This is a genomic window from Nonomuraea montanisoli, from assembly GCF_013363975.1.
In the GTDB taxonomy this organism is placed as follows: domain Bacteria; phylum Actinomycetota; class Actinomycetes; order Streptosporangiales; family Streptosporangiaceae; genus Nonomuraea; species Nonomuraea montanisoli.
In genome coordinates this window covers 66,418-78,030 of the sequence record NZ_JABWGN010000014.1, presented here as the reverse complement: position 1 = coordinate 78,030, position 11,613 = coordinate 66,418, and the positions used below count along the sequence as shown (strand labels likewise).

Here is an 11,613-nt window from a genome sequence, read left to right as displayed (position 1 = left end):
CGGTCCTGCTTCAACCCGTCCGCCACGCTGGACCGGACAGGCATGCCAGACGTCCGGCCACGCCCACATCCGGTCGCCGGTCCGCCGGTCTCCTATCCGGCGGATCTTCGGGCTCTTACGGCCGTCGCGAGCGGCGTGTGCGGGCCGGCCGCCAGGATCAGCTCCTCCTGCAACCGCCGCCGCGCCGCCGGGGTGAGCCGATGGAACTGGGGGCCGGGCACGTACCCGCCCGCCTCCTCGCCCGCCTTCACCTGCGCCAGCAGCCCCGCGTGCCGCAACACCCGCAGCGCCGCCTCCAGCTCGCCGATCGGCACCTGGGTGTGCCGCCGCAGCTCCTCGACCGGCGTGGGATGCGGGGACAGCCACGTGTCCTCCGGCAGCACGCCTTCGGCCCGGGGGATCGCCACGGAATGCACGAGAACCAGCGTGAGCACCGCCCGCTCCGCCTCGCCCAGCCCCATCGAGCCACCGGGCCCGTTCGAGGCGTCGAACCCCACAGCGCCACGCCGGCTCCGAGCCCGCCCTGGAGGAGCGAGGGGGCCGCCGTTCCCGGGTTCGCCTCCGGTCGAGGCGGCGGGGCCTGCGTAAGAGGTGTCCGCGTCTGCGAGAGCCGTGTCCGTGTCCGTGTCGGTGGCCGTATCTGTATCTGTATCTGTGTCCGTGTCCGTGTTCGCGGAGAGGGCAGTCGTGTCTGCCTCTGGGGCCGTCGTGTCTGCGGTTCGGCCGGCGGCCTCGCGGAGCGCCCGGGCGGCGGTCTCGTCGGAGTATCCGGAGATCCAGCGTTCGCGGTGCTGGATCAGCGTGCGGCCGCGCCGGGCGAGCATCTCGCCGAGCGTGCTCCGCAGCGCGGGGTCGCGCAGAGCCGCGAAGCGCGCCTCCTGGGCGGGTTCGGCGGCGTACTCCACCACCATGTACGCGGCGACGAGCTCGGCGCGCCGTCTCTCGTCGTAGCCGTCGAGGAGATCGTCGAAGTCGGGCACCTCGGCCTCGGCGCGTCCCCCGAGAGCAGGCAAGGCCGCCGCCCTCGCCCCGGCCGCCCGGGATCCTGTCCTCTCGTCCTCGTCCTCGTCCTCGGCCTGGAGCCGGCCCGGCTCGCCACCGAGGACGGCCTCCGCCCGCACTTCTCCGGCCTCCGCCCGCTCATCTTCGGGAAGGGGCCGCTCTCCTTCGAGATCCGCCCGCTCTCCTTCGGGGAGGGGCCCGGCGTCCTCAGCCGCCTCGGCCGCACCGCGATCCGCCTCGGGCGCGCCCTGATCCGCTCCGGCGGCCGCCGTCGCGCGGGCCGCCGCGACGATGTCGGAGTCCGCCACCACCCTCAGTTCCGCGCGCTCCGGCTCCGGGATCCGGCGTACGAGCTCCTTGAGCTGCGCCAGCGACGACACGGGCCACAGCGCGCACCTCGGGCCGAGGGTCACCAGCCCGTCCGCCATGACGACCCAGGCCGAGTCGTGCAGGCGGCGCAGCGCCCCCACCGCCCAGTTGCGCATGAGGTCGTCCGTGCGGCCGATCAGGGCCCGGTAGGTCGCCAGCACCAGCTCCACCGGCGCGGGCTCTCCCGGCCACGGGTCGATGGAGTGATCGGTCCAGCAGCACTTGAGGCACGCGGCCAGGACACGGCGCTGCTCCCCGGAACGCTCCACCGGCACCGGCGCCACCTGGTGCTCCTCCAGCAGCGCCGGCGTGACGCCGTCGGGCCACACCGGGAGCGCCTGGCCGGTGGAGTCGGGCCGGGTGAGCCGGAGCATGCCCGGCGGGGCCGGTGCCCCCGCGCCCAGCGCCAGGGGACCGCCGGCGCGGGCCAGCACGTGGGCGGTGGCGCCGTCCACGTGCGCGCGCTTCGACGCCTTCGTCATGACGCGCCTCCGGAAAGGCTCGAAGCGCCCGCGAGCGACGACGGACAGGAACGAGTGCGGGTCATGAGGTGCGCTCCAGGTGGCCGTGGGACAGCCAGGCCGGTTCCCGGTCCGGGTCGATGGTGAGGTCGTCGGACCAGGTCAGCCGGTACGGCAGCTCCGGCCGCAGATCGATCGTGGTCAGGTCGGCGAGCAGCCGCCGGGCGGAGGGCCAGTCGTCGCCGAGCACGTCGGCCAGCGCCACCCGGGACGACGCCCCGAGCAGCGACTCCGCGACCCCCGTCAGGCGCTCCACGACGGCGCCCGGCGAGGAGTCGAGCGAGCCCTGCGGCCCCGGGTCGGGCAGGGCCGAGCGCGGGGGAGTGGGCTGCGCCGGCGCCGGGCGGGGCGCCTCGTCCACCGCCCGCGCGATCGCCGCCGGGTCGTGCCACGGCGCCGGCGCGTCGAAGACGAACCCGTCGAGCACCGCCGCCAGCCGCTCCTTGGAGGCGGTCTGCGTGAACGTGCGCCACGTCTCGGTCGGCAGCAGCGTGAGGTTGCGGGTCGTGCCCGCCGAGTCGGCCAGGCGGCCGGCCGCGCGGCGGGAGGCGTCGCTGTAGGCGTAGATGGCGGCCCGCAGGTCGGTGCAGACCCGGTCGAGCTCGGGCCAGCGGGTCAGGATGGTGCCGTGCAGGCTCTGGGCGCGCCGGGCGATCTCCTCGGTGCCCCACAGCTTGGGCGCCTGCTCGCGCAGCTCCTCGATCGTGCCGGTGGTGAGCGTGATCAGCTCCAGCGCCCACAGCCGGAACGCGCGGGCGAGGTTGGCGGCGCTCTGCCGCGCCTCGTCCATGGTGGTGCGCGGGTCGGCGACGTTGAGGTCCTCGAGGGCGAGCAGGCGGTGCATCTCGGACTGGCCGCCGTCGTCCATCATCCGCCGGATGAACATCAGCCCCACCACGCTGGTGAACGACGCGCGGTAGCGGAGCTGGTTGGGCTTGGGGAACACCTCGCGGATCGCCCCGAGCCCCTTGAGCACCCGCAGCCGGTTGTCGAACTGGTCACCCGGGTAGGCCCGGCAGGCGAAGCGCATCTGCTCGTGCGTCAGCCACTCCTCGCCCGCCTCCGCGAACGCGGCGAACAGGGTCTCGGCGATGTCGACCAGGGCCGGGTCGTCCACCACGGCCCCGCTGTCACGGGCCAGGGCCGCGAACATGCGGCGGTAGGTCGACAGGACCGCCTCGTCGGAGAGCGCGGCGTCGAGGGTCAGGGGCTGATCGGGCACGCGCTCTAAGGTAAGGCTTCCGGCCGACAATCTCGGACCGCGGCGGGACACGGCCCTCCGGCTCCGGTTCGGTCCGGGGTGGACGATGCGGGAGAATCCAGGCGCACCTGTACAGGTCGGCGAAGGAGCGGGCGGGCGTGAGGAGTGTCGAGGCGCAGTTGCTGCACCGGCCGCCGGGCCTGGGCGCCGGCGAGGTCGTGCGGCGCCTGCTCGCCGTGCAGGCCCAGGACGTCACCTCCGCCTGCCTGGCCTTCCGCGCCCGTTCGCCGTCGCTGCGGCTCGCGGACGTCGAGACGGCGTGGCGGGATCGCGAGATCGTCCGCGCCTGGGGCCCGCGCGGCACCCTGCACTTCGTCCACGCCGACGACCTGCCGTGGCTGCATGCCCTCACCCGGCGCGACACCGGCACCCTGCGCCGCCTGGGCCAGGAGGGCGTCACCGGCGACGACCTGCTGCCCCTGATCGAGGGCGCCCTGGCCGGTCAGGGGCCGCTGACCAAGGCCGAGCTGGAGGAGCGGCTGGCGGGCAGGGCCTACGGGCAGGGCGTCGTGCACCTGGTCGCGCTGGCCGCCTTCCACGGGCTGGCGGTGCTCGCGCCGCCCCGGGGCGGCAAGCCCACGTACGTCCACGCCGCCGACTGGCTCGGCGCCCCGATCGCGCCGGAGCCCGACCGGGAGCGGGCGCTGGCCGAGTTGGCCCGCCGCTACCGCCGCGCCCACCGGCCGTCCGAGCCGGAGGACCTGGCCGCCTGGTCCGGGCTGTCCCTGGGCGAGGCGCGTACGGCCTGGCGCCTGAGCGGCCCCGATCCGGACGCGACGGACCCGCTCCCGGCTCAGGACGTCCCGGTACGGCTGATTCCCGCGTTCGACGAGCTCCTGCTCGGCTGGAAGAGCCGCGATCCCGTCGTGCCCGCCGCGCACGCCAGGCAGGTGTTCCCCGGAGGCGGGATTTTGCGCCCCGTGGTGCTGGCCGGCGGCGTGGCCGCGGGCGTCTGGGAGCGCAGGGGCGCGGAGGCGACCGTGAGACCCTTCGGCCCCCTGCCGGCGGAGCCGCTGGCGGAGGAGGTGGCCGACGTCCGCCGCTTCCTCACCCGGACAGAGGCGTGATGATCTCGTCCGCCGCCCACCGGGCCACTCCCTCGGGGAACGGCGGGCGCAGGTTGAGCACGATGTGGGTCAGCCCCAGCCCCGCCAGCTCCTTGACCACCGCCCGGGTGGCCCCGGGGTCCTCGTACGAGACGGTGACCTGCGTGGACCGGACCAGCGCCGCCGGATCGCGCCCGACGGCCGCGCACCGCTCGTCCAGTGTCCGGTTGCGCTCCGCGATGAACTCCAGGGAGTTGTGCGGCGGGCCGGGGACGTTCCAGATGTCGGCGTGCTCGGCCACCACGCCCAGCGTCCGGTCGCCCCAGCCGCCGACGAGCAGCGGCGGGAGGCGGGCCGGCTTGGGCTCGCACACCACGTCGCGCAGCCGGTAGTGGCGGCCGTCGAAGTCGAAGCGCTCCTCGGTCCACATGCGCCTGATGATCTGGCACGACTCCGCGAGCCGGGTCACGCCCTCGCCGGGCGAGGCGATGTGCAGCCCGTACGCGCCGTACTCGCGCGGCACGAGGGTGTCGCCCGGCTGACGGGTCCCGCCCACGCCGAGCCCGAGGACGAGCCGGCCCGGCGCGACGGCGTCCACGGTGGCCGCCATCTTGGCGAGCAGGGCGGGCGCCCGCGTGAGGTTGCTGGTCACGAGGTGGCCGAAGGAGAGGCGCTCGGTACGGGCCGCGAGGGCCGTCAGCATGGTCCAGCCCTCGTGGATGGGCGTGTCCACCGGCCCGAACAGCGGCAGGAGGTGGTCCCACAGCCACGCGTGCTCGATGGCGGGCAGCTCGTCCGCCTCCTGCCAGACGCGCAGCAGGTCGGTGTACGTGACGCCGACGGGAACGGTCTTGATGCCGAAACTCAGCAATGTCAGCTCCACTGATCGTCAGTAAGACTGATGATTACCGTAGTGCGAGAATTCCCCTGTGTCGAGACGCCGCCTTGGTTACCTGTTCAAGCACGCGCAGCTCCGCCTGACCCGGCTCACCGGGCCCGCGCTGGAGCCGCTGGGCATCGACGGGCGCGAGCTGGCCGTGCTCACCGTCCTCGACGCCCGGTCACCGGTGTCGCAGCAGCAGGCCGCCCAGGAGCTGCGCATCGACCGCACCACGATGGTCGCCATGGTCGACGCGCTGGAGGGCAAGGGGCTCGTGGCGCGCCGCCCCCACCCCGACGACCGGCGCAAGAACGCGGTGGAGCTCACCACGCACGGCCGCGACGTGCTCACACGGGGCGCGGCGGCGGTCGAGGAGGCCGAGCGCGCGTTCATGGAGCCGCTGTCGGAGGAAGAGCGGCGCCTGCTCCGCGCCGCCCTCGACCGCCTGGCCTCGGATCAGGACTAGCGGGCCGGGACTGGCGGGCCAGGGTCAGAGCGGGCGGGGCTCAGAGCGGGCGGGGCTCAGAGCGGGCGGGGCTCAGAGCGGGTTCATCAGGTACGCCCCGGCCACCACCGACGCGCACGCCACCACCAGGAAGAAGAACACGTAGAAGCCGCCGGGCAGGAACGTCAGCCGGGCGAGCTGGTCGGCGTCGGAGTCGCGGGCCTGCCGCAGCCGGCGCTTGCGCTGTAACTCGATGATCGGCCGCACCCCGCCGAACAGCAGGAACCACACCGCCACCATGGCCGCCGCCTGCTGCACCTCGTTGGGCGCGTACATCGACAGGGCGAACACCGCGCCGCCGGTCGCCAGCAGGATCAGCGCGCCGTACAGGTTGCGGATCAGCAGCAGCATGCACACGAGGAAGAGCAGCACGCTCCAGATCAGCAGCGTGATGCGCCCCCGCTCGGTCAGCCACGCGGCGGCCAGCCCGAGCAGCGACGGCGCGAGGTAGCCGGCGAGCGCGGTCAGCACCATGCCGGGCCCGTTGGGCCGCCCCCGGGTCAGCGTCACGCCCGAGGTGTCGGAGTGCAGCCGGATGCCTTCGAGCTTGCGCCGGGTGAGCAGCGCCATCAGCGCGTGGCCCCCTTCGTGCGCGATCGTGACCAGGCCCCGGCTGAGCTGCCAGGAGGTCCTGAACGACACGATCGCGAGCGCCGCCAGAGCGGTGACCGGCACGACCCAGGGGGCGGGATCGGGTTGTGCCTTGATGAGGTGGGCCCAGAGCTCGTCCATCGAGCACGACCCTATCCGGGCCGCGGCCCCCGTGGGCGGGCCGCTTGACGGCGGGTTCGCTGGGCAGGTGAGGGGCGCCGGCGTTTCCGCGTGGGGGTGCGTTCGCGCGCTGGTCACAGGCCGTTCGCCGGTGCGACCTGACGAACGTGATCTGATACAAAAGTGAAGGATCGGCTGGATAAATGGCGCGACACCACCCGGGACCGGGAGATACGGTCACCCGATCAGCCGGCGGGAAGAGGGACGGCGTGGCACGGATGAAGGCTTTCAGGCGCGGCGAGGCGACCCGCCAGGACGCGCCCGAGCACGAGATGGACCCGCGTGCCGTCGAGGAGGCGCCGTACCGGCCGACCGTCATCGACAACGCCGTCTACCAGGACGGCCACCGGGTGGACAACCCGGGCTCGCTCGCCGACGCCTTCGAACGGCTCAAGAAGACCCCCGAGAGCCTCGCCTGGATCGGCCTCTACCGGCCGAAGGAGTGGGAGCTGGTCAAGCTCGCCGAGGAGTTCGAGCTGCACGAGCTGGCGCTGGAGGACGCGATCGTCGGCTCCCAGCGCCCGAAGGCCGACCGCTACGGCGACACGCTGTTCGTGGTGCTGCGCGCCGCCCGCTACCTCGACGACGTCGAGGAGGTCGCGTTCGGCGAGGTGCACGTGTTCGTCGGCCCCAACTTCGTCATCACCGTACGCCACGCCGAGGCGCCCGACCTGCACGCCGTGCGCAAGCGCATGGAGTCCGACCCCGACCTCCTGCGGCAGGGCCCCCAGGCGGTGCTGTACGCGATCCTCGACGCCGTGGTCGACGGCTACGCCCCGGTCGTCGCCGGGCTGCAGAAGGACCTGGAGGAGATCGAGGGCCAGGTGTTCAGCGGCGACCCGTCGGTGTCGCGGCGCGTGTACGAGCTGTCGGGCGAGGTCATCGAGTTCCAGCGGGCCACCGCGCCGCTGGTGCGGCTGATCGACGGCTTCATCGCCGGTGCCGCCAAGTACGGGGTCAACGACGAGCTGCAGAGCTACCTGCGCGACGTGGCCGACCACGCCATCACGGTCAACGAGCGGGTCGCCGCCTTCCGCCAGATGCTCCAGGACATCCTGGTGATCAACTCCACGCTGGTCACCCAGGCGCAGAACGCCGAGATGGCCAAGATGACCGAGGCGAGCATCCAGCAGGGCGAGGAGGTCAAGAAGATCTCCGCGTGGGCGGCCATCCTGTTCGCGCCGACGCTGGTCGGCACCATCTACGGCATGAACTTCGACCACATGCCCGAGACCCACTGGGTGTTCGGCTACCCGTTCGCGATCGTGCTCATGGGCGTGGTCTGCGTGACCCTCTACCTCGTCTTCAAGCGCCGCGACTGGCTGTAGCGCGGCCGCTCACTCCGAGGCGGGCCCCTCGTCGGTCCAGCCGGCCGCCAGCACGATCCGGGTCTCCCGGCCGTCGCCCGTGCCCGGGCTGTCGCTGCTGGACAGCACCTGCGAACTGGCCGGGTCGACGACCAGCGTCCGCCGCACGCCCGTGGCGGGGTCCAGCGTGAACGCGAACGCCTCGCCGGGCCGGCCCTTCGGATCGGCCGAGCGGCCCAGGTAACGCACGTTCGGCAGGTCCGCGAGCAGCCGGTACGCGGCGGCGCGCACAGGGGGCGGCGACGGCTTGCTCCACAGCAGCCCGCTCACCGCGTCGGCCAGCACCCCGTCGCCGGAGCCGGGCGGCAGGAGCGCCGCCACCCGCCGCCGGAGCGCGCCGGCGTCCGCGGGCAGTCCCTCGATCTCCGTGACCGACAAAGAGCGGCCCGCCATGGTGAACGGCCTGGCGACCGGCTTCACGCCGGCCCCGGGGCCGGAGATCCAGGCGCGGCCGTCGCGGGCCGCCCACAGGGTGGTCACCCGCGCGCCGGTCTGCCGGGTGACGCGCCAGTACGCGCCCCGTGCCGGCGGCTCCGAGGCCGCCGTGGTCGCCGCCGCCAGCAGCACGGCCCGGCCCGTGGCCGACGCGTCGATCCGCGTGGGCACGGGAGGGGCGCCCGCGCCTCCGGAGGCGCCGTAGGCGACGACCACGGCCGTCAGCGCCGCCGCCGCGCCCGCCAGCGCCCCTCCCCACGAGACCCGCCGCCGCCGGGAGGACGGCCGGGAAGGCCGCCGCTCCTGCCGCGCCGCCCACGACGCCACCTGCCACCAGCGGGTACGCCGCCGCTCCAGGCGGGCGCGCACCCGCGCCCGCGCCGTCGGATCGGGTCGCGGCGGCTCGCCGTACAGGTCGCGGACCAGCTCCAGCTCATCCACGGCCGGCCTCCTCCATCTCCACCATGGGGTTGCTGCCGCCGAGCGCCGCGCGCAGCTTGCGCCGGGCCCGGCTCAGCCGCGACCCGACCGTGCCGTACGGGATGTCCAGGGCCGTGGCGATCTCCTCGTGGCTCAGCCCGGCCAGCGCCACGAGCAGCACCACGTCCCGGTCGCGCCGGTGGAGCCCCGCCAGGGCGGCGGCCAGCTCCGGCCGCAGGCTCTGCGCGCTCACCTGCGCGCTGACGCGGTCCTCGTGGCCGGGGGCGCTCTCCGCGCCGGGCCCGTGGCGGCTCAGCGCGCGCAGCGCCCGCGCCTCCTGGCGGCGGTGCCGGCCCACGAGCTTGGTGGCGATGCCGAACAGCCACGCCCGCGCGGTCGCCCGCGACGGGTCGTACTGGCCGCGCTTGCGGAAGGCGATGAGGAACGTGTCCGAGGCGACGTCCTCGGCGTGGTCCGGGCCGAGCCGCTGGGCGACGTAGGCGTGGATCTCGCCGAAGCAGGCGTCGAAGACGGCCGCGAACGCCTCGGCGTCCGTCAAAGGCGCCTGCTCCGGCCGTTCGGGCGCGTGCGCGTCGTCCACCCGCGCGCCGAGCCACGGCATCGCCGTCACGATGCTTCCCCCGTCATGTGCCACCCTCCGGACGCGATCAGCCGACATGGTTCATCTCCCGATCCGCCCGATCGCTTTCACGCCCGGAGAACTTTCAGGCCCGGAGAACTTTCAGGCCCGGAGAGCACGAGGGTACGGCCCCGGGCCCGCCGACGGGAGCGGGGCCGGGGCCGTACCGGATCTTGCGGAGCGAGCCTTACTGGACGGGCGGGTTCGCGTTCTGCAGGAGCTGGCGGAACTGGGCGGAGAACCAGTGGCCGGACAGCGGCGCGTTGGGCAGCGCCCCGGTCAGGTTGTTGCCGTTGCGGTCGTTGCCGGTGTACGTCGGGTCGCACATCCGGTCGAAGCCCTTGCCCTCGTCGTTGTCGATCGCGGTGCTGGAGCCGTCGGACTCGCCCGGCGGCTTGATCCACACGTACGCGTCGAGGCCGGCGGCCGGGTTGGGCCGCGGGCGCTCGCCGAGGCCGGCGCCGCTCTGGTTGCACCAGTTGCCGGCGTGGATGCGCCGGTCGATGCGCGACTGGTTGACGAACTCGTCCACGTTGGTGGAGGTGCTGGGACCGGTGGGCCGGGCCGAGCCGCCCCAGCCGTTGCGCGAGGTGTCGATGAGCATGCCGATCGTCGACGGGAAGCCCTTGGACACCAGCGCGTTCCGGAACGCCTGGGCGAAGGTCAGCTCATCCACGTAGTCGTTCCAGTCCAGCCACTTCGACTGGCGCACGGACGTGCCGTTCACGGTGGTGCCCACCGTGAAGTACGGCTCGGTCAGCGCGGAGTAGTTGGCGGTGTTGGTGATGAAGCCGTCCACGCTGGCGTAGCCGGCCGTGGTGCCGCGGGCGGTGGAGGCCATCAGGTCCGCGGTCGGGCCGAAGTTGCTGGACCAGCCGATCCAGCCGTGGTGGGCGGCGTCGAGGTAGGTGTAGACGTTCGGGATGGCGTGCAGCTTGTTCAGGGCGTACTGGATGCCCTGCACGTACGCGCCGGACGACTGCGCCTCGGCGCACTTGGCCAGGTTGGTGTTGGTGATCAGGTTGGGCAGCGAGTCGATCTCGACGACGGTCACGATCCGCAGGGCCGCGTACTTCGGATCCGCCATGATCTCGGCGATCGGGTCGATGTACTCGGTCTTGTAGCGGGCCAGGCCGTTCTGCGAGATCTGCAGCTCGCCGTTGGAGGCCAGCGCGGAGCAGTCGCGGTTGGGCAGGTTGTAGATGACGAACTGGATGGTCAGCGGCGTGCTGCCGTTGGCCGCGTCCTGGGTGAGGGCGGCGTCGAGGTGGGCGCGCACGCCCTTGGCGCCGCCGGTGCCGGCGATGGCGGCGATGCGGTCGATCCACACGCCGGTGGAGGTGTTGGCGACCGCGGAGCCGCCGGGCTCGGCCGCGGCCTTGGCCGACCAGTCGCTGTTGACGTAGCCGGTGGCCCCGGCGTACGGGTTGTCGACGTGGCCGGTCCCGCCGCCGGTGTCGTTGTCGGCCTCGGTCGCGGTGACGGTCACGCTGGTCAGGCCGCCGGCGGCGACGGTGATGGGCCGCGTGCCGTTGGTGGTGTCGCTGTCCTCGGCGGCCGAGACGGTGACGTTCTGAGGGGTGTTCCAGTTGGCGGAGGTGAAGGTCAGGCTCGCCCCGCCGCTGACGGTGAGGCTGCTGTCACCGGTGCCCGCGGTGGAGGTGACGGTCACGTTCGAGGTGGGCTGGACGGCCAGGCGCACCGCGTACGTGGCGCTGCCGCCCTCGGGCACGCTCAGGGAGGTCGGCGTCACCTGGAGGGCCTGCTGGCCGGGGTTGGGGCCGCCTCCGCCGCCGCAGGTCACGCCGTTGACGGCGAAGCTGGTGGGATTGGTGTTGGTGCCGCTGTAGGAGCCGTTGAAGCCGATCGTCCACTGCGCGCCACTGGCCTGGCCGCCGTTGTAGCCGAGGCTGGCCGCGGTGACGTTCTGGCCGGACTGGCTCCAGTTCGCCGACCAGCCGTTGGTCACCTGCTGGTTGCCCGGCCAGGTGTAGGTGAGCCGCCAGGATGTGAGCGCGTCGCCCGTGTTGGTGATGGTGACGCTGGCGCCGAAGCCGTTGCCGCTGTCCCAGGTCTTGCTGTACGCGACCGAACAGGCGACGGCGGCCTGCGCCGCGGGTGCCGACATCAGCGCCGTGGCGAGCCCCGCGAGCAGGGCGCACACCGCGACGAGAAGGCGGTTTCTCATGTGGGGGGTCCTCTCAGAAGTGGGAGCGCTCCCATGCATAGCCCGGAATCACACCCGTGTACAGACTCCGGTGAGCCGGACTCCCGAACCCGCACCAGAGCCGTGAAAGTTTCATCGAGGGCCGTGATCCCGCACGCCGCGCGGTGAAACTTTCACGTCGCCGCCCGTCCCCACCTGGAAACCGCCGTTCCGGCGCGTCCGCCTCCTG

Annotated in this window: 10 protein-coding genes; 3 read left to right on the top strand and 7 right to left on the bottom strand. The window is 73.4% G+C overall.

What is annotated here, in order from left to right; all coding sequences use genetic code 11:
- Positions 1-92 precede the first annotated feature (92 nt).
- A complete protein-coding gene (locus HTZ77_RS46795; protein ID WP_235995539.1) occupies positions 93-1,853 on the bottom strand; it encodes a hypothetical protein in 1,761 nt (586 codons plus the stop codon).
- A 61-nt stretch (positions 1,854-1,914) separates the two neighbouring features.
- Complete coding sequence (locus HTZ77_RS32730; RefSeq protein WP_175593602.1) at positions 1,915-3,114, bottom strand: hypothetical protein; 1,200 nt, start codon at positions 3,112-3,114, stop codon at positions 1,915-1,917.
- Between the two features lie 137 nt (positions 3,115-3,251).
- On the opposite strand from HTZ77_RS32730, the gene HTZ77_RS32725 reads away from it, so the two are divergent.
- Positions 3,252-4,220, top strand: a complete 969-nt coding sequence (locus HTZ77_RS32725; protein ID WP_175593601.1) for a winged helix DNA-binding domain-containing protein — start codon at positions 3,252-3,254, stop codon at positions 4,218-4,220.
- Here the strand turns inward: HTZ77_RS32725 and HTZ77_RS32720 are convergent.
- Positions 4,201-5,070: an LLM class flavin-dependent oxidoreductase gene (locus HTZ77_RS32720; protein WP_175593600.1), complete on the bottom strand. Its 870-nt coding sequence runs from the start codon at positions 5,068-5,070 to the stop codon at positions 4,201-4,203. The genes HTZ77_RS32725 and HTZ77_RS32720 overlap by 20 nt on opposite strands.
- 58 nt (positions 5,071-5,128) lie before the next feature.
- On the opposite strand from HTZ77_RS32720, the gene HTZ77_RS32715 reads away from it, so the two are divergent.
- On the top strand, positions 5,129-5,545 hold the full coding sequence (locus tag HTZ77_RS32715) for a MarR family winged helix-turn-helix transcriptional regulator (RefSeq protein ID WP_175593599.1): 417 nt from the start codon (positions 5,129-5,131) through the stop codon (positions 5,543-5,545).
- A gap of 72 nt (positions 5,546-5,617) precedes the next feature.
- Here the strand turns inward: HTZ77_RS32715 and HTZ77_RS32710 are convergent, their stop codons facing one another.
- Entirely contained in the window at positions 5,618-6,316 is a 699-nt protein-coding gene (locus tag HTZ77_RS32710; RefSeq protein WP_175593598.1) for a M50 family metallopeptidase, read from the bottom strand.
- A gap of 257 nt (positions 6,317-6,573) precedes the next feature.
- Here HTZ77_RS32710 and HTZ77_RS32705 point away from each other — a divergent pair, with 257 nt between their 5' ends.
- Complete coding sequence (locus HTZ77_RS32705; protein ID WP_175593597.1) at positions 6,574-7,683, top strand: magnesium and cobalt transport protein CorA; 1,110 nt, start codon at positions 6,574-6,576, stop codon at positions 7,681-7,683.
- A gap of 9 nt (positions 7,684-7,692) precedes the next feature.
- Here the strand turns inward: HTZ77_RS32705 and HTZ77_RS32700 are convergent, their stop codons facing one another.
- The 3 genes from HTZ77_RS32700 to HTZ77_RS32690 form a co-directional block, all read right to left on the bottom strand.
- On the bottom strand, positions 7,693-8,598 hold the full coding sequence (locus tag HTZ77_RS32700) for a CU044_5270 family protein (RefSeq protein WP_175593596.1): 906 nt from the start codon (positions 8,596-8,598) through the stop codon (positions 7,693-7,695).
- Positions 8,591-9,199 carry an RNA polymerase sigma factor gene (locus HTZ77_RS32695; protein ID WP_175593741.1) on the bottom strand — a complete coding sequence of 203 codons (609 nt, stop codon included), beginning with the start codon at positions 9,197-9,199 and terminating at the stop codon, positions 8,591-8,593. Before HTZ77_RS32695 ends, HTZ77_RS32700 begins: the two co-directional genes overlap by 8 nt.
- 205 nt (positions 9,200-9,404) lie before the next feature.
- Positions 9,405-11,405, bottom strand: coding sequence for a glycoside hydrolase family 6 protein (locus tag HTZ77_RS32690; protein ID WP_328808906.1), 2,001 nt, complete (start codon positions 11,403-11,405; stop codon positions 9,405-9,407).
- Positions 11,406-11,613: the final 208 nt, after the last annotated feature.

Bases quoted from the DNA above. Each gene is read 5' to 3' on its own strand.
- HTZ77_RS32705 (WP_175593597.1), top strand. From the start codon at position 6,574: ATGAAGGCTTTCAGGCGCGGCGAGGCGACCCGCCAGGACGCGCCCGAG.
- HTZ77_RS32710 (WP_175593598.1), bottom strand. From the start codon at position 6,316: ATGGACGAGCTCTGGGCCCACCTCATCAAGGCACAACCCGATCCCGCC.
- HTZ77_RS46795 (WP_235995539.1), bottom strand. From the start codon at position 1,853: ATGACGAAGGCGTCGAAGCGCGCGCACGTGGACGGCGCCACCGCCCAC.
- HTZ77_RS32695 (WP_175593741.1), bottom strand. From the start codon at position 9,199: ATGCCGTGGCTCGGCGCGCGGGTGGACGACGCGCACGCGCCCGAACGG.
- HTZ77_RS32690 (WP_328808906.1), bottom strand. From the start codon at position 11,405: ATGAGAAACCGCCTTCTCGTCGCGGTGTGCGCCCTGCTCGCGGGGCTC.